This is a genomic window from Tenacibaculum sediminilitoris, assembly GCF_964513795.1.
Classification (GTDB): domain Bacteria; phylum Bacteroidota; class Bacteroidia; order Flavobacteriales; family Flavobacteriaceae; genus Polaribacter; species Polaribacter sediminilitoris.
The window spans coordinates 1-25,204 of the sequence record NZ_CAZEQR010000009.1 but is presented as its reverse complement, the minus strand read 5'-3'; the positions used below and the strand labels follow the sequence as shown (position 1 = coordinate 25,204).

The 25,204-nt window shown below is 32.5% G+C and carries 20 protein-coding genes and 1 riboswitch; of the genes, 16 read left to right on the top strand and 4 right to left on the bottom strand.

The window, feature by feature from the left end:
* Positions 1-51: 51 nt before the first annotated feature.
* Both ACKTSW_RS03505 and ACKTSW_RS03500 read right to left on the bottom strand, forming a co-directional pair.
* Positions 52-348 (bottom strand): putative quinol monooxygenase, encoded by a 297-nt coding sequence (locus ACKTSW_RS03505; protein ID WP_408023886.1) that lies wholly within the window; start codon positions 346-348, stop codon positions 52-54.
* A gap of 4 nt (positions 349-352) precedes the next feature.
* Positions 353-1,213 carry an SAM hydrolase/SAM-dependent halogenase family protein gene (locus ACKTSW_RS03500; RefSeq protein ID WP_408023885.1) on the bottom strand — a complete coding sequence of 287 codons (861 nt, stop codon included), beginning with the start codon at positions 1,211-1,213 and terminating at the stop codon, positions 353-355.
* 119 nt (positions 1,214-1,332) lie between these two features.
* Here ACKTSW_RS03500 and ACKTSW_RS03495 point away from each other — a divergent pair, with 119 nt between their 5' ends.
* Genes ACKTSW_RS03495 through ACKTSW_RS03480 form a run of 4 tightly spaced genes read left to right on the top strand, consistent with a single transcriptional unit; the run spans position 1,333 to position 4,237 of the window.
* Positions 1,333-2,286 (top strand): PhoH family protein, encoded by a 954-nt coding sequence (locus ACKTSW_RS03495; RefSeq protein WP_408023884.1) that lies wholly within the window; start codon positions 1,333-1,335, stop codon positions 2,284-2,286.
* 3 nt (positions 2,287-2,289) lie between these two features.
* On the top strand, positions 2,290-2,889 hold the full coding sequence (locus ACKTSW_RS03490) for a hypothetical protein (RefSeq protein ID WP_408023883.1): 600 nt from the start codon (positions 2,290-2,292) through the stop codon (positions 2,887-2,889).
* 39 nt (positions 2,890-2,928) lie between these two features.
* Positions 2,929-3,882 (top strand): phosphoribosylaminoimidazolesuccinocarboxamide synthase, encoded by a 954-nt coding sequence (locus ACKTSW_RS03485; protein ID WP_408023882.1) that lies wholly within the window; start codon positions 2,929-2,931, stop codon positions 3,880-3,882.
* A complete protein-coding gene (locus tag ACKTSW_RS03480; RefSeq protein ID WP_408023881.1) occupies positions 3,869-4,237 on the top strand; it encodes a glyoxalase in 369 nt (122 codons plus the stop codon). The genes ACKTSW_RS03485 and ACKTSW_RS03480 overlap by 14 nt, the downstream gene beginning before the upstream one ends.
* 160 nt (positions 4,238-4,397) lie before the next feature.
* On the opposite strand, the gene ACKTSW_RS03475 is transcribed toward ACKTSW_RS03480, so the two are convergent.
* On the bottom strand, positions 4,398-4,574 hold the full coding sequence (locus ACKTSW_RS03475; RefSeq protein WP_408023880.1) for a hypothetical protein: 177 nt from the start codon (positions 4,572-4,574) through the stop codon (positions 4,398-4,400).
* A gap of 309 nt (positions 4,575-4,883) precedes the next feature.
* A riboswitch (SAM riboswitch) is annotated at positions 4,884-4,988 on the top strand.
* A gap of 50 nt (positions 4,989-5,038) precedes the next feature.
* Between ACKTSW_RS03475 and ACKTSW_RS03470 the strand changes: the two genes are divergently transcribed.
* The 3 genes from ACKTSW_RS03470 to metF all read left to right on the top strand — a co-directional run bounded on the left by ACKTSW_RS03470 (position 5,039) and on the right by metF (position 9,927).
* The gene (locus ACKTSW_RS03470; RefSeq protein WP_408023879.1) at positions 5,039-6,055 is read left to right on the top strand and encodes a homocysteine S-methyltransferase family protein; all 1,017 of its coding nucleotides are present in this window, start codon (positions 5,039-5,041) and stop codon (positions 6,053-6,055) included.
* Positions 6,056-6,058: 3 nt separating this feature from the next.
* Complete coding sequence (gene metH / locus ACKTSW_RS03465) at positions 6,059-8,734, top strand: methionine synthase (protein ID WP_408023878.1); 2,676 nt, start codon at positions 6,059-6,061, stop codon at positions 8,732-8,734.
* A gap of 236 nt (positions 8,735-8,970) precedes the next feature.
* On the top strand, positions 8,971-9,927 hold the full coding sequence (gene metF / locus ACKTSW_RS03460; protein WP_408023877.1) for a methylenetetrahydrofolate reductase [NAD(P)H]: 957 nt from the start codon (positions 8,971-8,973) through the stop codon (positions 9,925-9,927).
* 273 nt (positions 9,928-10,200) lie between these two features.
* Here the strand turns inward: metF and ACKTSW_RS03455 are convergent, their stop codons facing one another.
* On the bottom strand, positions 10,201-11,766 hold the full coding sequence (locus ACKTSW_RS03455; RefSeq protein WP_408023904.1) for a hypothetical protein: 1,566 nt from the start codon (positions 11,764-11,766) through the stop codon (positions 10,201-10,203).
* A 132-nt stretch (positions 11,767-11,898) separates the two neighbouring features.
* Between ACKTSW_RS03455 and ACKTSW_RS03450 the strand changes: the two genes are divergently transcribed.
* From ACKTSW_RS03450 to ACKTSW_RS03410, 9 genes are all read left to right on the top strand, one after another.
* The gene (locus ACKTSW_RS03450) at positions 11,899-13,074 is read left to right on the top strand and encodes a 2-isopropylmalate synthase (protein ID WP_408023876.1); all 1,176 of its coding nucleotides are present in this window, start codon (positions 11,899-11,901) and stop codon (positions 13,072-13,074) included.
* Positions 13,074-14,456, top strand: a complete 1,383-nt coding sequence (leuC, locus tag ACKTSW_RS03445; RefSeq protein ID WP_408023875.1) for a 3-isopropylmalate dehydratase large subunit — start codon at positions 13,074-13,076, stop codon at positions 14,454-14,456. Before ACKTSW_RS03450 ends, leuC begins: the two co-directional genes overlap by 1 nt.
* Positions 14,456-15,037, top strand: a complete 582-nt coding sequence (gene leuD / locus ACKTSW_RS03440; protein ID WP_408023874.1) for a 3-isopropylmalate dehydratase small subunit — start codon at positions 14,456-14,458, stop codon at positions 15,035-15,037. The genes leuC and leuD overlap by 1 nt, the downstream gene beginning before the upstream one ends.
* Positions 15,038-15,048: 11 nt before the next feature.
* Positions 15,049-16,164 carry a 3-isopropylmalate dehydrogenase gene (leuB, locus tag ACKTSW_RS03435; RefSeq protein ID WP_408023873.1) on the top strand — a complete coding sequence of 372 codons (1,116 nt, stop codon included), beginning with the start codon at positions 15,049-15,051 and terminating at the stop codon, positions 16,162-16,164.
* A gap of 168 nt (positions 16,165-16,332) precedes the next feature.
* Positions 16,333-16,794 carry a (2Fe-2S)-binding protein gene (locus ACKTSW_RS03430; RefSeq protein WP_408023872.1) on the top strand — a complete coding sequence of 154 codons (462 nt, stop codon included), beginning with the start codon at positions 16,333-16,335 and terminating at the stop codon, positions 16,792-16,794.
* 11 nt (positions 16,795-16,805) lie between these two features.
* A complete protein-coding gene (locus ACKTSW_RS03425; RefSeq protein ID WP_408023871.1) occupies positions 16,806-19,022 on the top strand; it encodes a xanthine dehydrogenase family protein molybdopterin-binding subunit in 2,217 nt (738 codons plus the stop codon).
* A 296-nt stretch (positions 19,023-19,318) separates the two neighbouring features.
* Entirely contained in the window at positions 19,319-22,771 is a 3,453-nt protein-coding gene (locus ACKTSW_RS03420) for a pyruvate carboxylase (protein WP_408023870.1), read from the top strand.
* Between the two features lie 77 nt (positions 22,772-22,848).
* A complete protein-coding gene (locus ACKTSW_RS03415) occupies positions 22,849-24,102 on the top strand; it encodes an aminotransferase class I/II-fold pyridoxal phosphate-dependent enzyme (protein WP_408023869.1) in 1,254 nt (417 codons plus the stop codon).
* Positions 24,103-24,206: 104 nt separating this feature from the next.
* Positions 24,207-24,932, top strand: a complete 726-nt coding sequence (locus tag ACKTSW_RS03410) for a DUF4294 domain-containing protein (RefSeq protein WP_408023868.1) — start codon at positions 24,207-24,209, stop codon at positions 24,930-24,932.
* Positions 24,933-25,204 lie beyond the last annotated feature (272 nt).

Below are 25,204 nucleotides of genomic sequence, written 5' to 3'. Positions count from 1 at the left end.
TGTTTAATTGTTTATAATGTTAGTTATTTTTATAAGGCTATTGTCTAACGTCTAAGGTAGCGAAGCTACTTTATCTACACTCCAAGCAAAAGGTTTATCATTAAATAACACTTTGGTTTGTGCCCAAACGCCTTTAAATAAATCAGAATTTCTGTAGTTTTCTAAATCTTGCTCAGTATCCCAATAACTATAAGTAAAAAATATGTTCGGGTTTGTTTTGTCTCTGTACAACTCTAATAAACGGCAACCAGGAAATTTTCGTATAAATTCTTTTTTAGAATTAAAGTTGTTTAAAAATTCTTCAATTTTTTCTGGCTGAAAGCTCATTTTTACAATTCGTACAAACATAGATTTAATTTAGAGGGGTAAATTCTGGTTTAACAAGATTTTCAAATTCAACAGTAATGGTATCACGATATTCTAAGCCAAGTAAAGTGGAAGCACCACCTACAGTTCCTAAATTACTTCGATAAATAGCAATTTCTAAAAACCCAGCCGAGTTAAAAATAGCTAACTTTTCACCGTCATATTGTCTTTTATCAGTAACGGAGTAATTTACAATTTCATTATATCGATTATAAATTTTAGAAAAAGTATAACGTCTTGCCGTTACTTTATAGCCACGACCTTTTCCTATGGTATTAAATTGCTTTTTACTAATGTTGGTAATTACATTTCCATAGTTGTCAATATAAATAACACCACCAGAAATAATAGTTTGTTGTTCGTTTACTTTTGGCTTAATTTCAATAATTTTTTTATAATCTTCAATCTCTCTACCTATCACACTTAAGCTACCACCTCTAGAAATATGAGATGCTACTTGAACAAATACATCTAATACAGGAAAACTACTTTCAATACGATTGTGAATATTAATCTCAACAATTTTTGTAGGCTTAATTTCAGAAGCAATCATAGAAATTAATCCGTTATCAGGACAAATAAAATAATGATCATCCAACTCTAAAGCAATATGTTTATTATCAGCACTGAGTTCAGAATCTACTCCAATTACGTGAATAGTTTTATCAGGAAAACTTTTGTAAGCATTTTTTAAAATATAAGCAGTTTCTGTAATATTAAAAGGAGAAATGTCATGCGTAATATCCACAATTTTAGCATCAGGTAACTCAGAATAAATAGCTCCTTTTACAGCACCTACAAAGTGGTCTTTTGTTCCAAAATCAGTAGTTAATGTAATAAGAGACATTAAAATAAGTATTTGTTAATTAATTTGTGAAAAATTATGCTGAAATTTTAAACAAAACTACGTAATTCGATAAAAATAATCATTATTTTTAGTGTGAATAATATTAAAACTTTTATCATTTGAACGAACGCATAATTGAATTAACAGAAATTAATCCAAACGATTTTTTTGGTGCACAAAATAGTACCATTACTCAGTTAAAAACATTCTTTCCTAAAATAAAAATTGTAGCAAGAGGAAATAAATTAAAGATTTTTGGAGAACCTGAATTACTAAATGAATTTGAAAAGCGATTGCGGATGCTTATCAAGTACTTTAATAGATATAATAAGTTAGATGAGAATAGTATTGAACGTATTTTAACATCAACAGGTAAAGAAGAAGAGATTCGTAAATCAGAAAACACAAAAGATGTTTTAGTACATGGTGTTAGCGGAAAGTTAATTAAAGCACAAACTGCTAATCAGCGTAAAATGGTTGAGTTAATGCAAAAAAACGACATGTTATTCGCCGTAGGTCCTGCTGGTACAGGTAAAACATATACCGCAGTAGCTTTAGCTGTAAAAGCATTAAAAGAAAAAGAAGTTAGACGAATCATTTTAACAAGACCTGCAGTAGAATCAGGTGAAAACTTAGGATTTCTTCCCGGAGATTTAAAAGAAAAGTTAGATCCGTATATGCAACCTTTATATGATGCCTTACGCGACATGATTCCGCATGAAAAACTAGAATCACATCTAGAAAAAGGAGTCATACAAATAGCGCCTTTAGCTTTTATGCGAGGCCGTACTTTAGACAATGCTTTTGTAATTTTAGATGAAGCACAAAATACCACTCATGCACAAATGAAGATGTTTTTAACACGTATGGGAATGCATGCAAAGTTTATTATTACAGGTGACCCAGGTCAAATAGATTTACCACGTAGGCAAGTTTCTGGATTAAAAGAATCGTTATTAGCGTTAAAAGATATTGACGGAATTGCACAGGTGTATTTAGATGATAAAGATGTAATTCGCCATCGATTAGTAAAGAAAATTATCTCAGCTTATAAAAGTATAGAAACGGAGTAAAGTATGTTTAAAAATTTAGGATTTCAAGAATATTTATCTATAGGTTATATATTTTTGATTGCTTTAGGCTTAGTTAGTGACACCATTTTTTATCGTTATCTAGACATAGAGTATTTACAATACATAACTATCACAGATACACTTTTATCTCCTATTTCATTATTAGCTAACAATTGGGCATTGTCAGTAATTCTTGTAATATTTTCTATGTCTTTGTATTTCCTTATTAAAAATTCAGTAAAAATAGAAGAAAGACTAAAGAGAATAAAATGGTTGAAAAAGAGAATTGAAGCAAATAAAAAAACAAAAAGAAAAGAATATGATAACAAGTCTGCCTTTATTGTTTCTGTTTTTATTATGGTTTTTTCTTTATTGTTAGGGTTTAGACTAGGAATGGGAATAAATTATAAAAAGCGTTTAGCAGAAGGTAAGCTTAAGAATAATGTTACGTTAGTTTTTAAAGACGATTCTCAACTAAAAGCCAAAAAAATAGGTCAAAATAGTGCTTATATTTTTTATGTAGAAGAAGGGAATACATTCGTAACTGTAACACCTATTTTAGAAAATATAAAACAAATAAAAACTATTCAAAAAGAAGAGTAGAATACTTACATTTGCGGGCAACAACACAACAATCTACTAATGAATACAATTAACGAAACAAACTTCCAGTTTCAAGGACAAAAAGAAGTTTATAAAGGAAAAGTAAGAGAAGTATACAACATTAATGATGATTTATTGGTAATGATTGCTTCAGATAGACTTTCTGCTTTCGATGTAATCTTACCACGTCAAATTCCTTTTAAAGGACAAATTCTAAACCAAATTGCTACTAAAATGATGAACGATACAGTTGATATTGTTCCAAATTGGTTATTAGCAAATCCAGATGAAAATGTAGCAGTAGGTCATTTATGTGAACCTTTTAAAGTAGAAATGGTAATCCGTGGATATTTATCGGGTCATGCAGCTCGTGAATATTCAGCAGGAAAGAGAACGCTTTGTGGAGTAGCAATGCCAGAAGGAATGAAAGAAAATGATAAATTCCCAGAGCCAATTATTACACCATCAACAAAGGCAGATAATGGAGAACATGATGAAGATATTTCTCGTGAAGATATTTTAGCAAAAGGAATTGTTTCTGAAGAAGACTATTTAGTGTTAGAAGATTATACAAGAAAGTTATTTCAAAGAGGAACCGAATTAGCAGCAAAAAGAGGATTGATTTTAGTAGATACCAAATATGAATTCGGAAAAACAAAAGAAGGTGAAATTGTATTGATTGATGAAATTCATACACCAGATTCTTCTCGTTATTTTTACGCTGACGGATATGCTGAACGCCAAGAAAAAGGAGAGAAGCAAAAACAATTATCAAAAGAGTTTGTACGCCAGTGGTTAATAGAGAACGGATTTCAAGGAAAAGAAGGACAAGAAATACCTGAAATGTCGGATGAAAAAGTTATTGAAATTTCAAATAGATACATTGAACTATACGAACAAATCACAGGAGAAAACTTTGTGAAAGCAGATACCCAAAATGTATTGAGTCGTATTGAAAAAAATATAGTAAGCTACTTAAATGGAAAACAGTAAGCTGAGTATTCGTCCAATTTTAAAAATACCGTCAAGTAATATTGATGAACGTTTTCAAAATGAAACCCTCAGACCTATACTAAAGTTGCAGCATTCACTTTTAATAAAGGTTTATTATATAGCAAACCAAAAACAAAAAATCTTTATTAAAACTCTTACTAAAGATAGCTTTCAAGAATATGTAAATAAATCTTTATCAAAAGATATAAGCTTAAGAAATCAAGTTATTGGATTGATTATAGGAATGTTTACTGATGAAGAGTTTGAAGTTTATCAACATAAAAAAAGTGAGTTTAATAAACGAATCATTAATATGGTTAAAAAACGATTAATTGATAATATTAAAAATTTATAGTAAAAGGAACGGTTACCGTTCCTTTTTTTATTGAGTATTTGTCTCGTCTTAAAATAAGTCGATTTTGTGTCAACTTATTTTAGGACGAGATACACAGACCTCTCGATTAAGCACTTTTTGCCAATTTTTTATACATCTTAAAGTTAGCAAATCATTAAAATTAGTATTTTAAATCAGTTTTTAGTTTTTCATCATTCATTAGGTCAAGAGATTTTTTTATTTCTTTCATTTGGATTAGATATTGCTTTTTAATCCACTTAATTCTAATTACCTCGAATAGGTAGCCTAAAATAAACTCTAATTGTTCATTCCCTAAAATACGAGAAGCTTTAACCATATGCTCCTCTTGGTCGAACTTATCGAGTTTATAAACATTAAACGCTGTGTTAATACTAAATTCTTTAGGTGAGTATTAAAATCCTTAAAAAATAGGCTATTAGAAATTCCATAATAATTAATCAGTTTATCCTTGTATAAAGTATCTTAATAATTTTATTCTTCTTGTTTCAAACACCTGATATAAAATAAAATTATGTTGTTGCCTAATAGCACAAATGTTTTTTTTTACTTATCAATTTAATTATTAAAATAAAAATTGGGTAAATAAAAATAATACTATAACTTTGCCTCGTTCATTAACGTATTGATGTTATCAAGAAAGGTGGAGGGAATAGACCCTTTGAAACCTTAGCAACCCTTTGTGTAAACAAAGAAGGTGCTACATTCTACTGCATTCGCAGGGAGATAACGAAAAGAATTTTACTTCCTCTTTTCCTGATAACATTACACTAAATATCAGGAATGTCAAACATTTATCAAGAAATACAAAAAAGAATTCTCGTGCTTGATGGCGCTATGGGGACTATGCTTCAGGAATATAAATTTTCGGAAGAAGATTTTCGTGGAGAACGCTTTAAAGACTACTCAACTCCGTTACAAGGAAACAACGATTTGTTATCCATTACACAGCCCGAAGCTGTAAAAGAAATACATAGAAAATACTTTGCTGCTGGAGCGGATATTGTAGAAACCAACACATTTTCTGGAACGACCATTGCTATGGCCGATTATCAAATGGAAGATTTGGTATATGAGCTAAATTATGAATCAGCGAGAATAGCTAAAGAAGCAGCTGACGAATTTACAGCTAAAGAACCTCATAAACCTCGATTTGTAGCAGGTTCAATAGGCCCAACAAACCGTACCGCAAGCATGTCTCCCGATGTTAACGATCCAGGATACAGAGCCGTAACCTTTGATGAGTTACGTATTGCCTACAAACAACAAGTAGAAGCACTGATAGAGGGAGGAGCTGATATTTTGTTAGTAGAAACCGTATTCGATACTCTAAACGCAAAAGCAGCTTTGTTTGCAATAGAAGAAGTAAAAGCAGAACGAAATATAAAAATTCCTATCATGATTTCTGGAACAATTACCGATGCTTCAGGAAGAACCTTGTCAGGACAAACAGCTGAAGCTTTTTTAATTTCAATATCACATATTCCGTTACTATCCGTAGGGTTTAATTGCGCTTTAGGAGCCAACTTATTACAACCTCATTTAGAGGCAATAGCCTCTAAAACAGAATTTGCTATTTCGGCACATCCCAATGCAGGATTACCCAATGCCTTTGGAGAATATGACGAAACCCCAGAAGAAACAGCAGAGCAGATAGAAGAATACTTAAAGAAAAATTTAATCAATATTGTAGGGGGATGCTGTGGTACCACACCAAAACATATTTCAGCAATAGCAGAAGTAGCAGCAAAGTACAAACCACGTCACGCTGAGTTTGTTTCAGTAGCACAAAATAGTTAGTAGATGAGTGAAGAAAGACGAAATATGAAGTTATCTGGTTTAGAACCATTAATTGTTACCCCAGAAAGTAATTTTATCAATGTAGGTGAGCGAACTAATGTGGCAGGATCACGTAAATTTCTCCGATTGATAAAAGAAGAAAAATTTGATGAAGCCTTGGCAATTGCGCGTCATCAAGTAGATGGTGGGGCACAAATTATAGATATTAACATGGACGATGGTTTGATTGAAGGAAAAGAAGCCATGGTACGTTTTTTAAACCTAATAGCATCTGAACCAGATATTGCTAGAGTCCCTATTATGATTGATAGCTCTAAATGGGAAATTATTGAAGCAGGATTACAGGTAGTACAAGGAAAATCAGTAGTAAATTCTATTTCTTTAAAAGAAGGAGAAGAAAAGTTTATTTGGGAAGCCACGCAAATTAAACGATACGGAGCCGCAGTAATTATCATGGCTTTTGATGAATTAGGACAAGCAGATACCTACGAACGAAGAATTGAAATAGCAGAGCGTTCGTATAGGGTATTAGTAGACACTGTTGGTTTTCCACCAGAAGATATCATTTTCGATTTAAACATCTTTCCAGTAGCAACAGGAATGGAAGAGCACAGAAGAAATGCACTTGATTTTATTGAAGCTACCCGATGGGTACGCGAAAACTTACCACATGTTAGTGTAAGCGGCGGAGTAAGTAACGTATCGTTCTCTTTCAGAGGAAACAATACTGTTCGTGAAGCCATGCACTCGGTGTTTTTATACTATGCCATCAAAGCAGGAATGAATATAGGAATTGTAAACCCAACGATGTTGGAAGTATACGACGATATTCCTGAAGATTTATTAGAACATATTGAAGATGTTGTTTTAGATAGAAGAGATGATGCTACCGAACGCTTACTAGAGTTTGCTGAAACGGTAAAAGGGAATAAAAAAGAAAGTAGTGAGAAGGTTTTAGAATGGAGAAGTTTACCACTACAAGAACGTATTACACATTCATTAGTAAAAGGAATAGATGTTTTTATTGAAGAAGATGCAGAAGAAGCACGTTTAAGTGTAGCAAAACCATTACATGTTATTGAGGGACACTTAATGACAGGGATGAACGTGGTTGGAGATTTGTTTGGAGAAGGAAAAATGTTTTTACCCCAGGTAGTGAAATCTGCTCGAGTAATGAAAAAAGCAGTTGCCTATTTAAACCCCTATATAGAAGCAGACAAAAGTGAAGAACAACAAGCTATAGGAAAAATACTCATGGCAACTGTAAAAGGAGATGTACATGATATTGGCAAAAATATAGTATCTGTTGTTTTAGGTTGTAATAACTACGAAATAGTAGATTTAGGAGTAATGGTTCCGCCAGAGAAAATTATTGAAACTGCTAAAAATGAAAAGGTAGATGCCATTGGTTTAAGCGGATTGATAACACCTTCGTTAGATGAAATGGTGTATTTAGCGAAAGAAATGGAGCGTCAAAACTTGCAAATTCCATTATTAATTGGTGGAGCAACAACCTCGAAAGCGCATACTGCTGTTAAAATAGACACGCAGTATAAAAACGCTGTAGTACACGTAAACGATGCTTCAAGAGCAGTAACGGTAGTAGGGGATTTATTAAACAAAGAAACCTCCAATGAATATGTAACCAAATTAAAGAAAGACTATGAAGATTTTCGTGATAAATTCTTAAAACGAGGTAAGCAAAAGCATTATATACCTATTGAAGAAGCAAGAGAACGAAAATTCAAAATAGATTGGAACGCTACTAATATCACCAAACCCAAAGAACTAGGCGTACAAAAACTAGAACAAGTAAGTTTAAAAGATTTGGTACCGTATTTTGACTGGAGTCCGTTTTTCCGTTCATGGGATTTACATGGGAAATATCCAGCAATTTTAGAAGACAAAGTAGTAGGGGAAGAGGCAACTAATTTATATAAAGATGCACAAGAAATGTTGCAACAAATTATAGAAGATCAAGCCTTGAAACCCAAAGCTGTTTTTGGGCTTTTTGAAGCAAACTCTATAAATGATGATGATATTTCTGTACAAAAGAAAGGAAAAGAAGTAGCTGTATTTAGAACGTTACGTCAGCAATTAAAAAAGCGTGAAGGGAAACCTAGTTTTGCCTTAGCAGATTTTATTGCCCCAGAAGAAACAGAAAGAACAGATTATATAGGTGCCTTTTGTACGGCCATTTTTGGTGCAGATGAATTAGCATTACGATACAAAGAAAATCACGACGATTACAGTGCTATTATGGCACAGGCAATTGCCGATCGTTTTGCCGAAGCTTTTGCCGAGTATTTGCATCATAGAGTAAGAACAAAACATTGGGGATATGCTTCAGAAGAAAACTTAACCAATAATGAATTGATAAAAGAAGCATACAAAGGAATTCGTCCAGCACCTGGATATCCAGCTTGTCCAGATCACTTAGAAAAAGAAACGATTTGGAAGTTGTTACAAGTAGAATCTGCTATTGGGGTAACACTCACAGAAAGTTTAGCCATGTGGCCTGCGGCAGCAGTTTCAGGATATTATTTTGCCAATAGCGAAGCTGCCTATTTTGGTTTAGGTAAAATAACAGACGATCAAGTAAGAGATTACGCGGAAAGAAAAAACATTTCCTTAGAAAAAGCTAGGAAATGGTTACATCCAAATATATCAGACAATTAATAATAATTTAAAATAAACAAATAAAAGAGCGTATTTAATTAACAATAACTTATAAGTTAGGTAAACAAAAAACTACAAAAGGCTAGTAATATTGCAGTATAAAAATCAACAAAATTAAACAGATGAAAAAATATAATTTAGAGATTCGATTTGCAATTCAATTATTAGTAATGGCAGCAATATCGTTATTCGCAGCTTCATTGGTATAATTAAATACGCCTTTATAAGCCATACTTATGAAGGTAACACAACACTTAGAGAAAGCAAATGGAACTTCGTTGTTTTCATTTGAAATACTACCTCCGTTAAAGGGAGATACAATTGAGTCAATATTTAAAAATATTGATCCGTTAATGGAGTTCAAACCTCCTTTTATAGACGTAACTTACCATCGTGAGGAATACGTATATAAAGAATTGGGTGAGGGATTGTTAAAAAAACAAGTGGTAAAAAAACGCCCAGGTACTGTTGGTATTTGTGCGGCGATTCAAAATAAATATCAGGTAGACGCTATTCCACATATTTTATGTGGAGGTTTTACCAAAGAAGATACCGAGAATTTTTTAATTGACCTCGATTTTTTAGGGATTGATAATGTAGTTGCATTGCGTGGTGATGCAGTAAAAAGTGAAACCTATTTTAAACCTGAAAAAGAAGGACATGCCTATGCAAGTGAATTGGTTACACAAATAGAAAACTTAAACAAAGGGAGGTATTTGGATGATGACTTGCAAAACTCATCAAAAACTGATTTTTGTATTGGAGTAGCTGGATATCCTGAGAAGCACATGGAAGCACCAAGTTTAGATTCTGATATTCATTTCTTAAAAAAGAAAATTAAAAACGGCGCAAATTACGTGGTAACACAAATGTTTTTTGACAATGAAAAATACTTTGAATTTGTTGATAAATGTAGAATAGAAGGTATTACAGTTCCTATTATTCCAGGGTTAAAGCCTATTTCAACCAAAAAACAATTAAATTTAATACCACACCGATTTAAAGTAGATTTACCAGATGCTTTGGTAAAAGAAGTAGTGAACTGCAAAGAAAATGCTGAAGTACGACAAGTAGGAATAGAATGGTGCATTGCACAAAGTAAAGAATTACTTCAAAAAGGCGTGCCAATTTTGCATTATTACTCAATGGGGAGGTCAACCAACATTAAAAAAATTGCCGAGGCAGTATTTTAATAAAAAATCTGTCATTTCGAACCGATTAAAATGAAGTGTGAGAAATCTTATGAATATGAGTAGCTCATCTTTAATGAGATTTCTCCCTTCAGTCGAAATGACAGATTTGTTTTAGTACTTCTTACGTCATTAAGAGGAAGGCACTACGAAGTAATCTGTTTATTCAGAATCCAATATAAAAATTATTTCACCCTATTTCCAGTGACGCATTATGACTTACTATTGTAATAAGAAGTGTTTATCATGTCATTCCCATCACTTAAAAATGAAATATTAACAGTTTTTAGAACAATCAAATTTTTCTTTAATAATTTGAGCCACAGGTTTATTTTCAATTTTACTTTCAAGCCATGAAAGAATATCTAAGTACAAAAAAGCTCTTTTTTCATATGGGTGATTCTCATAAATTTTAAGACGACTGTGTACTTTTTTTAATTCCTTTTTTATTTGATGAGGATATACGTCACCCAAAGCTTTAATAGTAGAAATAAACTCTTTTTGAACCTCTTGTAAATTTTCCATTTTTAGCAAAAAACGATACGTGTCTTTAAACTGTCGTTCCAAGTCATAATCCAACCCACACTCGTAATGAGCAATTAAAGAAAGAATCCTGGCAAAACACTGTAAGTCGTTTGCAACCTGAATGTTTTTTGGTTTAATTATTTTGTTTAAGTATAAAATACACTCTTTATTTTTACCCATACCAAAGTATAAACAAGCTATTTTGTAGTAGAAAACGACGATGTGATGATTGTCAAGACGATCTTTATAATCATCAATCATATCATTAATAATAGCCACTAAATACTCACCTTTAGCAAAACTACCCTCTAAGAAATGAAGGTGTAATTTATTAGCATAATAGTATAGGAAAGTAAGCGTTTCAGTATTGCTATTTTGCGGAATAGTTTTTTGTTCAATTTCCTCTTCAAAAACCGAAAGCTCTTCTTTAAACTTATCATAATGCTTTATAAAAAATAAACTTTCTAATAAGTAATTCTTCCCTTTTAAATAAAAAACAGGGTGCAAAGAAATATTCTTAGCATCATTCTTAAATAAATCTACCCACTTATTCGCATACTTATAGCTCTGTAAAAAATCTTGTGTTAAAAAACTATGCCATAAATGTGCTTTATATAACCATAGTTTTTCTCTAAAACCTAAATCCTCATAAGTATATTCAGGAAGCTTAGAGTAAAAATAAGTATTAACTCTTTTAAGTTCCTTATCATTTTTAACATAGCCATTTTTTAACAAAGTTCCGTAAAGTTGTAGCGACAAATTAGATAACTTACTAGCAACAACATTTTGCATGCTAAGCTCTTTTGCCTGAATGGTTAACTCATCAGAACGTGTGTCAATACTTCGTGTTATATATTGACTTTCAATAACTTTTTCTAGTTCAACAATTTCATAGGCAATATTTTTTTCTTCATTCTCAATCGCCATGTTTTTTGCTTTGTCTAGCAATTTTAAACTTTGTTTGTATAATCCTTTTTGATATAAAACCGTAGCAAAATCTAGTTGTTCACGTATTTGAATTCTAATATTTTTATGAGCAGGATTCATGCGAAGACTAATAAGAATTTGCTTGTATAAATGAGCTTTTAAGTTAGATAACTGCTGTTTACTCACTACACCACTACTAATAATAGCCTTTTCGTTGTAACTTTTTTGTTTTTCAAGTAATTTAAAAAGCGCAAAAAATTTAGCATCTACATTACCCCCTAAACGACCAACATATAAATTAAATTGTCGCTTTTCTGACTTCGATAAAGACTTTATCAAAACAAACAAAGCGTCATTTTGTTGGTTGGAGAATGTAATTGGTTTGCGCATAACTCTTTGTTTATCAGTATGTTGTTTTTGTTTTTTGTTGTTTTGGTATCGTAATAAGCCCATTAAAATAGAGCTTGCTAGAAAAGCCAATATATACATTTGGTTTTTATTTTGATAATCATATTTAGATTTATGCAAAGCGATAAAATTCAAATTTTCGATACCACATTACGAGACGGAGAGCAAGTCCCAGGATGTAAATTAGATACCCAACAAAAGCTAGTTATTGCAGAAAGACTCGATTTTTTAGGAGTTGATGTAATTGAAGCAGGTTTTCCTGTATCCAGTCCAGGAGATTTTACATCAGTAAGAGAAATAGCCAAATTGGTTAAAAATGCTTCTGTTTGTGGATTAACAAGAGCTGTGAAAAAAGATATTGAAGTAGCAGCAGATGCTTTAAAATTTGCCAGAAAACCTAGAATTCATACAGGTATTGGTACAAGTGATTCACATATTCAATTTAAGTTTAATGCTTCAAAAGAAGAAGTGATTAAACGAGCAAAAGAAGCTGTTTCATACGCCAAAAATTTTGTTGATGATGTAGAGTTTTATGCAGAAGATGCTGGTAGAACCGACAATGCTTTTTTAGCCAAAGTTTGTGAAGAAGCTATAAAATCTGGAGCAACAGTGTTGAATATTCCTGATACCACTGGGTATTGTTTACCTGAAGAATACGGGGCTAAAATCAAGTATTTAAAAGACCATGTAAAAGGCATTGAAAATGTAATTATTTCATGCCATTGTCATAACGATTTAGGCTTAGCCACAGCAAACTCTATTGCAGGAGCTATCAATGGCGCACGTCAAATAGAATGTACCGTTAACGGAATAGGAGAGCGCGCAGGGAACACGGCACTAGAAGAAGTAGTAATGATTTTAAAGCAGCACCCATATTTAAACCTGCAAACAGATATCAACACCAAATTATTGTACGATACAAGTATAATGGTTCGTGAACGTATGGGAATGCCTGTGCAACCTAACAAAGCTATTGTAGGTGCCAATGCTTTTGCACATAGCTCAGGAATTCACCAAGATGGAGTTATCAAAAACCGAGAAACTTATGAAATCATCAATCCAGCAGATGTAGGAGTTACTGAAAGTGCTATCGTATTAACAGCAAGAAGCGGAAGAGCAGCTTTGGCGTATCGTGCAAAAAAAATAGGGTATGAGTTAACTAAAATTCAGTTAGATACTGCTTATAAAACATTCTTACAATTTGCAGACAGACAAAAAGAAGTAATTGATGAAGATATCCATCAAATTATGAAACAAGTAAATAAAATTTCAAAAATAGCCATAGCATAATGGGAAAGACATTATTTGATAAAGTATGGGATACACATGTGGTAGACACTGTTAAAAATGGACCGCAAATTTTATATATAGACAAACACTTAATTCACGAAGTAACCAGTCCGCAAGCATTTAATGAGTTAAAAGAACGTAACATTCCAATTGCACGACCAGACAAAACAGTAGCAACGGCCGATCATAATACACCAACCGTAAATCAACATTTACCAATAAAAGACGAATTATCAAAAAATCAACTAGAACAATTAACAAAAAACTGTAAAGAAAACAACATTACCTTATACGGTTTAGGGCACCGATATAACGGAATTGTACACGTAATGGCTCCTGAATTAGGAATAACACAACCAGGAATGACTATGGTTTGTGGAGATAGCCATACGTCAACACATGGTGCTTTTGGTACTATTGCTTTTGGTATTGGTACAAGTCAAGTAGCCCAAGTATTTGCAAGTCAATGCCTATTGTTAGAAAAACCTAAGAGTTTACGAGTAACGGTAAACGGTAAACTTAAAAAAGGAGTATTACCAAAAGATGTAATTCTTTATATCATAGCACAATTAGGCACAAATTCAGGTACAGGATATTTTTGTGAATATGCAGGAAATGTATTTGAAGAAATGTCTATGGAAGGGCGTATGACCGTATGCAATATGAGTATTGAAATGGGAGCCAGAGGAGGTATGATTGCCCCAGATGAAACTACTTTTGAATACGTTAAAGGACGTGAATTTGCACCAAAAGGAGAAGAATTTGATAAAAAATTATCCTATTGGAAAACATTGAGAACTGATGCTAATGCAAAATTTGATAAAGAATATTCGTTTAAAGCAGAAGACATAGAACCAATGCTTACTTATGGAACCAACCCAGGAATGGGTATAAAAATATCAGAGAATATTCCCCAATTTAATGATGCTTCCTTTGAAAAGTCATTACAGTATATGAACTTTGAAAAAGGAACATCATTAATTAATACACCAGTTAACTATGTGTTTATTGGAAGCTGTACCAACTCTAGAATAGAAGATTTTAGAGTCGTAGCAGACTATATAAAAGGAAAGCAAAAAGCAACGAATGTAAATGCATGGTTAGTACCAGGTTCACAACAAGTAGCAAAACAAATAAAGCGAGAAGGCTTACAAGAAGTTTTTGAGGCGGCAGGATTTCAGTTACGACAACCAGGATGTTCGGCATGCTTGGCAATGAACGATGATAAAATACCAGAAGGAGAATACTGTGTATCAACTTCAAATAGAAACTTTGAAGGACGTCAAGGACAAGGAGCGAGAACCATTTTAGCAAGTCCGTTAATGGCAGCTGCTACGGCTGTTGAAGGAAAAATCACTGACTTTACAAAACAATTAAACTAATGGAGAAATTTGTTAAACTAATAGATACCGCCATACCATTACCAACAGAAAATATAGATACCGATCAAATTATACCCGCACGATTTTTAAAGTCAACCAATAAAGAAGGTTTTGGAGACAATGTGTTTAGAGACTGGCGCTATAAAAAAAATAATAGTTTAAACGAAGACTTTGTATTAAACAATGAAGATTATAGCGGAAGTATTTTAATAGCAGGAGATAATTTTGGATGTGGTTCAAGTAGAGAACATGCAGCATGGGCATTAGCGGGTTACGGATTTAAAGTAGTAGTCAGTAGTTTTTTTGCTGATATTTTTAAAGGAAATGCACTTAACAATGGAATATTACCCGTGCAAATACCTAAAGAATACTTAAAAAGGTTGTTAAAAAAAGTAACAGAATTACCAAGTACAACCATAATTGTCGATTTAGAAAACCAAATGCTTAAAACACCAATTGGTAGCGTAGATTTTGAAATCAATCCGTATAAAAAACTGTGTATGATAAATGGTTACGACGATATAGATTTTTTAATTAGTAAAAAAGATACAATAACAGCTTTTGAAGCAACAATGAAATAAAAAGTAAAAAGATGAAGTACAACATAACGGTAATACCAGGAGATGGAATAGGGCCAGAAGTAACAGAACAGGCAAAAAAAGTGCTTAGAGCTGTTGGTAATGTGTTTGATCACACATTCTTATTTACAGAAACATTAATGGGCGCCTGTGCTATTGATAAAACAGGAAACCCGTTACCAGATGAAACTATTGAACTGTGTAAAAAGAGTGATGCTATTTTATTTGGTGCTATTGGAGATCCAAAATACGATAATGATCCTACAGCAAAAGTACGTCCAGAACAAGGATTATTGCGTTTACGAAAAGAATTAGGACTGTTTTGTAATGTTCGTCCTGTAAAAGCATATGATGCCTTAATTCATAATTCACCTTTAAAGAAAGATAGAATTGAAGGAACCGATATTGCTATATATAGAGAACTTACAGGAGGAATTTATTTTGGTATTAAAGAACTAAGTGATGACGGAAAACATGCTTTTGATGGTTGCTCTTATACCGTAGAAGAAATTGAACGGATGGCACATTTAGCTTTTCAAGCAGCTCAAAAAAGGCGTAAAAAATTAACGTTGGTAGATAAAGCGAATGTATTAGAAACTTCAAGACTGTGGCGTAAAACAGTAACAGCACTAGCAACACAATATAAAGACGTAGAATTAGACTTCTTATTTGTTGATAATGCAGCAATGCAACTTATTTTAAACCCTAAACAGTTTGATGTAGTATTAACAGAAAATCTTTTTGGAGATATACTTTCAGACGAAGCAAGTGTTATAGGAGGATCTATAGGTTTATTAGCTTCTGCCTCAGTAGGAAAAAAGAATGCTTTGTTTGAACCTATTCATGGATCCTTTCCACAAGCAAAAGGAAAAGACATCGCAAATCCACTGGCGTCCATATTATCTGCAGCGATGTTACTAAAGCACTTAAATTTAGTACAAGAAGCTGAAGCAGTAGAAGAAGCAGTAGAAAAATCGTTAGTATTAGGAATCACCACTGAAGATATTAACTCAGAAAACCCATTTTCAACTAGTAAGGTAGGAGATTTTATAGCAGATTATATCTATAATCAAGAAGATAGCGATATGAATTTTCAAAACATTCATATGGGACAAAGCACCATTATATAATCAGGATTCGTAAATAATATAATTACAAAAAGCTACCTTTTTCTATTAAAAAGTAGTTTTTTTTGCGTAAGTAATTGATAATGTATATGTTATTGTTTAGGAGTGATGATGTTTGTTAAATATTCTATTTTTTGTAACTTACACAAGACAAACAAAAATTAGCCAAAAATGCCAAATTATACATTAAAAATTAACGGAAAATCGGTGTCCTTTAAGGCAGATGCTGATACACCATTGTTGTGGGTATTACGTGATGAACTTAATATGACAGGAACTAAGTTCGGTTGTGGAATAGCACAATGCGGAGCATGCACTGTTCATATAGATGGAACAGCAATGAGGAGTTGTCAATTACAAGTTTCTATGTTGGGTGACGAAGAAATTACAACCATAGAAGGATTGTCAAACGAAGGAAATCATCCACTCCAAGAAGCCTGGAAAGAAGTAGATGTACCTCAGTGTGGATACTGTCAAGCAGGTCAAATAATGACAGCAGCTTCACTCCTAAAAGAAAACCCAAACCCTACTAAAGAAGAAATTAGAGAAGCGATGCAAGGAAACCTATGTCGTTGTGCTTCGTATAATAGAATAGAAAAAGCGGTTGCTTTAGCAGCAGATAAAATGTCTTAAAATTTTCAATCATGAGTACAAAAGAAAAAAACTTTACGTTTAGCAGAAGAAACTTTTTAAGAACCTCTGTATTAGCTAGTGGAGGTATTATGATTGGATTTAATTTATTCACAGCCTGTAAACCCAACGTAAAACCATCTATAGATGTAGAAAATCTAAACTTTAATGACTTTAATGCATTTATAAAAATATCTGATGAAGGCTATGTGACTATTTACTCCCCAAACCCAGAGATTGGTCAAGGAGTAAAAACCTCGATGCCGATGATTATAGCAGAGGAACTAGATGTTGAATGGGATAAAGTATATGTAGCACAAGCTCCGTTAGACACCAAAAATTATAGACGTCAATTAGCAGGAGGAAGTCAGTCTATCCGTCAAGGTTGGACAGCCTTAAGACAAACAGGGGCAACAACTAAGAAAATGTTAATTAATGCAGCAGCAGTAAAATGGGGAGTAAATGCAGCTGATTGTTCAGCTTCAAAAGGAATAATTACTAATAAGAATGGAGATAAATTAGGTTATGGAGAAGTAGTAAAAGTAGCCGCTACTTTAGAAGTTCCAGAGGATGTAATATTAAAGAAACCTTCAGAATTCTCAATTATTGGCAAAAGTGCTAAAAATGTTGATTTAGAAAAAATAGTTACAGGAAAACCGCTATTTGGATTAGATTATAAGGAAGAAGGAATGTTGTACGCTGCGGTAATAAGACCACCTTCTTTTGGAAAAGAATTAGATTCATTTGATGCATCAGAGGCCAAAAAAGTATCTGGTGTGATAGATGTAGTTACTATCGGGCAAAAAGCAAGGAATTTTATTGAATCAGAAAAAAATAACTGGACGTTTAAGCTGTCAAAATCAGATAAGGTAGTTGTATTAGCTGAAAACACTTGGGCAGCAATTAAAGGAGCAAGAGCAGTAAATGCTGTTTGGAAAGAAACTTCAGAGTTAGAAGATACTAAATTTCATGATGAAAAACTACTAAGTTTATTAGATGGAGATAAATTTGATGTTAGACGAGAAGATGGTGATATAAATAAGGCATTTTCAGAAGCGGACAAAGTTATAGAGCGTACATATCATTCACCTTTCTTACCTCATAACTGTATGGAACCAATGAATTTTTATGCAAATATAACCTCAGATAAAGTACATTTAGTAGGTCCAGTACAAACACCAGAATATGCTGCTCAAGTTGCATCTGAAATGTTAGGTCGTGATTTAGGCCAAGTTCATGTAGAAATGACTCGAATGGGAGGAGGTTTTGGAAGAAGATTATATGGAGATTTTGTATATGAAGCTCTTGAAATATCTGATAAAATTAAGAAGCCAATAAAAATGGTTTCAACCAGAGAAGAAGATATAACAAGTGGTATTTATCGCCCAGCAATTAAATACAGAATAGCAGCAGCTATTAAAGAAGGGAAAATTACAGGATATCATTTAAAAGAAGCAGCTATTAATGATAATATGTATGGTTTAATTCCGCATTTCTTTCCTGCAGGATGCATCCCTAACTACAAAGTATCTACAACAAATTATAAAAGTAATATAACAACAGGAGCTTGGAGAGCACCTTATACAAACTTCTTAGGATATGCAGAACAATCCTTTTTTGATGAATTAGCACAAGAACTAGAAGTTGATCCGGTACAATTACGTTTAGACTTACTAGAAAATGTAAAAGAAACAAAAGATGAAAAAATCCAGTATTCAGGAAAAAGAATGCAAGATGCAATTCGATTAGCAGTAAAAGAAGGAAATTGGGGTAAATCAAAAGAAGGAGTTTATCAAGGTTTTTCAGCTTATTATAGCCACAACTCACATGTAGCTGAAGTTGCAGAAGTTGAGTTAAAAGACGGAGTACCAGTAGTAACAAAGGTCGTAGCTGCTGTAGATTGTGGTATTGTTGTAAACCCTACTGGAGCAGTAAATCAAGTTCAGGGAGGAGTTATTGATGGTATTGGACATGCTATGTATGGAAACTTAACCTTCAAAGAAGGAGAACCTTCAACTAGAAACTTTGATAATTATAGGTTGATAAGAATCAAAGACACACCAGTAGTTGAAGTGCATTTTGTTCAAAACGAATTATCACCAACTGGTTTAGGAGAACCTGGCTTGCCACCGGCAGGAGGAGCAGTTGCAAATGCAATACATAAAGCCTTAGGTAAAAGACTATATAAACAACCATTTATTGAGGAATTAAATTCAAATACTTTAACCTAAAAAAAGAAGTAAAATAAAAAAAAAGATGCTTATTCAAGCATCTTTTTTTTTATTTCTGGTGGAGATACTGTTTTTTATATATAAAGTTCCAATGAAAAAATATTAAAATGATAATTTTTCAATAGAAAAACGATAAAAAGGTTTTTTATTACACTTGTTATGGTGAATTGTTAAATTAATGATTTTTTGTAACTAAAAACTCTGTTTAGGTTATGAATATGTAAAATGTAAGCTAAATTTGGAGAAAGGTTAATTAGATAGTAACAAAAACATATTAACAACAAATACAACACACAATGAAAATACAAAAAGTACTAGTAGCAAATAGGGGAGAAATAGCTATTAGAGTATTTAGAGCCTGTGTAGAAATAGGAATTAAAACAGTAGGAATTTATACGTATGAAGATAGATATTCTTTACATAGATACAAAGCAGATGAATGTTATCAAATAGGAGAAGATAATGAGCCACTAAAACCTTATTTAGATATTGATGCTATTATAAAAGTAGCTAAAAACAATAATGTAGATGCGATTCACCCAGGATATGGTTTTCTTTCTGAAAACGCTGAATTTGCCAAAAAATGCGAAGAAAATGGTATTGTTTTCATAGGCCCTAAAGTATCTGTACTTAAAGCACTAGGAGATAAGATTACAGCAAAAGAAGTAGCAGTAGCTAATAATATACCTATTATTCAAAGTAGCCAAAATGATTTAGCTACCATTGAAATAGCGCTATCTCAAGCCTCAAGAATAGGATATCCTGTAATGTTAAAAGCTGCTTCTGGAGGAGGAGGTAGAGGTATGCGAGTAATTCGAAAAAAAGAAGAGCTAATCAAAGCTTTTCCTGAAGCAAAAAGAGAATCATTAAACGCTTTTGGAGATGATACCGTTTTTTTAGAAAAATTTATTGAAAACCCTAAGCATATAGAAGTCCAAATAGTAGCTGATGCACATGGAAATATTGTACATCTGTATGAAAGAGACTGTTCAGTGCAACGTCGCTATCAAAAAGTAGTAGAAATAGCTCCTTCTATAGAGTTAGCTCAAGAAATAAAAAATAAGTTATATAACTATGCAATCGATATATGTAAAGCAGTAAACTATAATAATATAGGAACTGTAGAGTTTTTAGTAGATGATAATAATTCGATATATTTTATAGAAGTAAACCCGCGAATTCAAGTAGAACATACGGTTACTGAAATGGTAACCAATATAGACTTAGTTAAAACACAACTGTTTATTGCTGGAGGATTTAAATTAGAAGACAAACAAATAAAAATACCAAATCAAGAGTCAGTTACTGTTACTGGATATGCACTACAATGTAGAGTAACTACGGAGGACCCTGCAAATGATTTTAAACCAGATTATGGGACAGTAACTACTTACAGAAGTGCTTCAGGGTTTGGTATTCGGTTAGATGCAGGAAGTATATATCAAGGAGTAAAAATTTCACCTTTTTTCGATTCCATGTTAGTGAAAGTTTCAGCAAGAAGTAGAACATTTGATGGAGCTTGCAGAAAAATGTTAAGAGCATTAGCTGAATTTAGAGTGCGTGGAGTAAAAACAAATATAGCTTTTCTAGAAAACATACTTCGTCACCAAACATTTAGAGACGGAAAGGTAACTGTAAATTTCATAAAGAATGAGCCAAAATTATTTGAATTTAGAGAACCTAAAAATAGAGCGAATAAATTAATCAACTTTTTAGGAGAGGTAGTTGTAAATGGAAATCCAGATGTAAAAAAAGTAAACCCAAGTCATCAATTTACACAACCAAAAGTACCAAAATTTCCAATTTTAGAAAATTACCCTAAAGGAACAAAGGATTTACTAACTGAATTGGGATCTACAAAATTTACAGAATGGTTAAAAAATGAAAAAAAAATACATTTTACAGATACCACGATGCGTGATGCACATCAAAGCTTATTAGCTACTCGTATGCGTACTACTGATATGTTAAAAGTAGCAGAAGGTTATGCAAAAAATCATCCAGAAATATTTAGTATGGAAGTTTGGGGAGGAGCAACTTTTGATGTCTGTTTGAGGTTTTTACAAGAAAATCCATGGGAGCGTCTAGCTTTATTACGCAAAGCAATGCCGAACGTGCTATTACAAATGTTAATTAGAGGATCTAACGGAGTAGGATATACTGCATATCCCGATAACTTAATTGAAAAATTTGTAGAAAAATCATGGGAAACAGGAGTAGATGTTTTTAGAATATTTGATTCTTTAAACTGGATGCAATCCCTAGAACCATGTATAAAACATGTAAGAAATAGAACACAAGGATTAGCCGAAGCATCCATTTGTTATACAGGAGATATTCTAAACCCAAATAAAGGAAAATACAATTTAAAATACTACCTACAATTAGCAAAAGATATCGAAAATGCAGGAGCGCATATTTTAGGAGTAAAAGATATGGCTGGCTTATTAAAACCACAAGCAGCTTACGAGTTAATTTCAGCCTTAAAATCAACCGTAGATATTCCAATTCATCTACATACACACGATACATCTTCGATCCAATCGGCTACCTACCTTAAAGCAATCGAAGCAGGAGTAGATGTGGTAGATGTCGCTTTAGGTGGATTATCAGGATTAACATCACAACCAAACTTTAACTCAATGGTTGAGATGCTGCGCTTTAATGAAAGAGAAAATTTAATAAACACTGAAAAGTTAGCAGAATATTCAAATTATTGGGAAGCTGTTAGAGGATATTATTATCCATTTGAATCAGGGTTAAAATCAGGTACAGGAGAAGTTTATAAACATGAAATACCTGGAGGTCAGTACTCAAATTTAAAAGGACAAGCCATAGCTTTAGGCCTAGAAAATAAGTTTACTGAAGTTACTAAAATGTACGGAGAAGTAAATCAACTATTTGGAGATATTGTAAAAGTAACACCTAGTTCCAAAGTTGTAGGAGATATGGCTCAATATATGATTAGTAATAATTTAACTATTCAAGATGTATTAGAGAAAGGAGAAACAATTTCTTTTCCTCAGTCAGTAATTAGTTTTTTTAGAGGTGATTTAGGGCAACCTGTTGGTGGCTTTCCTGAAAAAATTCAAAAAATTATACTAAAAAATGAAAAACCATATACAAATAGGCCCAATGAACATTTAGCCCCAATCAATTTTGAAAAAGAATTTGAGGACTTTAAAAAACAATTTAAAAAAGGAATGGGTCGCCCATTAGAAATTACCGATTTCTTGTCATTTAAATTATACCCTAAAGTTTTTACAGAGGCTTATAACAGTCACTTAAAACACGGAAACCTAATGAATATACCTACTAAAAACTTCTTGTTTGGAATGGAAGTAGGAGAGGAAATAATGGTAGATATTGAAGAAGGAAAACGAGTGTTAATCTCTCTAATGCAAAAAAGTGAGCCTGATGAAGACGGAAATGTAAACGTTTACTTTAAGATTAACGGACAAATGAGAAATGTGTTAATAAAAGACAACTCTATAAAAGTTAATAAAATTGAAAATGTGAAAGCAAATGCAGATAACAAAAAAGAAATAGGAGCACCCTTACAAGGGTTGCTATCTTCTGTATTAGTCAAAAATGGAGAAAAAGTTGCAGAAAATCAACCTTTATTTATTATTGAAGCAATGAAAATGGAAACTACAGTAACAGCTATAAATTCAGGAATTATCGATAAAATACAGTTAAACTCAGGCGTGTTAGTAAATACAAATGACTTGGTGTTAAAATTAAAGTAAGTAAGAGGAAAAGGAAGTTGTTTTGAAATACCCTTAAAAAAGATTACTTTCGCAGGATATAAAAACAAAAAGTAAAAATGAGTAAAGATTTATTTGAAAGAATCAAAGGTGATAAAGGACCTCTAGGAAAATGGGCAGATAAAGCAGAAGGCTATTATGTGTTTCCTAAGTTAGAAGGCCCAATATCCAACCGTATGTCTTTCAATGGAAAAAAAGTAATTACTTGGAGTATTAATGATTATTTAGGGTTAGCAAACCATCCAGAAGTATTAAAAGTAGACGGAGAATCAGCAGCAACTGATGGAATGGCATATCCAATGGGGGCTCGTATGATGTCAGGGCATACAACATATCACGAACAATTAGAGCAAGAATGTGCTAAGTTTGTAGGTAAAGAAGCAGCTTATTTAGTAAATTTCGGCTACCAAGGCATGGTATCAGCTATTGACGCATTAGTTTCAAAAGATGACGTTATAGTATACGATATGGATACACATGCATGTATCATTGATGGAGTTCGTTTGCATGCAGGAAAGCGTTTTGTATATCGTCATAACGATATAGAAAGTTGTGAAAAAAACTTGAAACGCGCTACCAAAATGGCAGAAAAAACGGGTGGAGGAATTTTATTAGTTTCTGAAGGAGTTTTTGGTATGCGAGGAGAACAAGGACGCTTAGCAGAAATTGTAGCTTTAAAAGAAAAATATAATTTCCGCTTATTAGTAGATGATGCACACGGATTTGGAACATTAGGAGACGGAGGAAGAGGAACAGGGTTTGAACAAGGAGTGCAAGATGGAATCGATGTATATTTTGCAACATTTGCTAAATCTATGGCAGGTATTGGAGCTTTCTTTGCAGGAGATAAAGATGTAGTACAATACTTACAATACAATATGCGATCGCAAATGTTTGCGAAATCATTGCCAATGCCAATGGTAAAAGGAGCATTAAAACGTTTAGACATGATTCGTACCATGCCTGAGTTAAAAGAAAACCTTTGGAAGATAACTAATGCATTACAATCAGGTCTACGTGAAGCAGGTTTTGATTTAGGAACAACACAAACATGTATTACACCAGTATACTTAAAAGGAGAAATACCTGAAGCTATGGCAATGGTGAATGACTTACGAGAAAACCATGGAGTGTTCTGTTCAATAGTAGTTTATCCAGTAATACCAAAAGGATTAATAGTATTAAGATTAATACCAACAGCTCGTCATACAATTGAAGATGTAAACGAAACAATTGAAGCATTCTCTGCTATCCGTGAAAAATTAGAAAACGGAATCTATAAAAAAATAGCAGCCTCAATTATGGCAGAATAATAAAAAAACAAAAAATAAATAAAACTCATGAAATACATCATGAGTTTTTTTGTTTTAAAAGAGAAATGATACATTTGGAACTCTTTTTGTTTATAAAAAATCAAATGAAAAAAATACTACCACTATATCTAATATTATTCACTTTAATATCAAGTGCACAAATAAAAGATTCGCTACCAAACTTTAACGATGAGTATATATTAGTTAAAGAAGGAGATAGTTTAATGATAAGACTAAATGAAATTACAATATTACCAAAACATAAGTTTAAAGAAAAAAAAGACATTCTTTACTATTATTGGCTAAAAAAAAAGGTATTTAAAGCATACCCTTATGCAATTCTAGCAGCAAAAAGAGTAGATAGCGTAAACTCACGATTAGCAAAAGTTAAATCAAAAAGCAAAAAAAGAAAATACATAAAAAGAATTCAGAAATATTTAGAAGAAGAATTAACAGCACCCTTAAAGAAGTTAACAAGAACAGAAGGAAGAATTTTGTTAAAGTTAATTCATCGTCAAACAGGAAAAACAGCTTTTGACAATGTAAAAGAATTAAGAAGCGGTTGGAAAGCTTTTTGGTACAATACGACAGCAAATTTATTTAAGTTGTCATTGAAATCAGAATATAAACCTGAAACCGAAAATGAAGATTATTTAGTAGAAGATATCTTACAGCGAGCATATATAGAAGAGAAGTTAGAGTATCAAGAGCCAAAATTAAATAAAGATTACTTATTTATAGTTTCAAAAAGTAGGGGTTATTTAGATGTTTCAGAATATAAAGAGATGTTTGCGAAGATGCGTAAGAAGCGAAAACGCAAGAAAAAGTAATCAAATCATATTTCAGAATAGCTTACTTCAGTCATACTTTACATAGAGTATGGATAAGTTACTAGAAGGTTAAAGATAGTAGTTAAAAGAGGTGTGTTATGTAAAAGAGTATGTAAAGTATGGGGTTATAATAAAAAACTTCAGATGTAAATAATTAGAATATAGCGAGTTAAAAAAAGTTATAAAAAAAAGGCAAAAAAAGCACTTGTTGAATGGAAAAAGGTATCTATATTTGCACCCGCAAACGGATAAGCGATAAGCTAAGAAGTTAG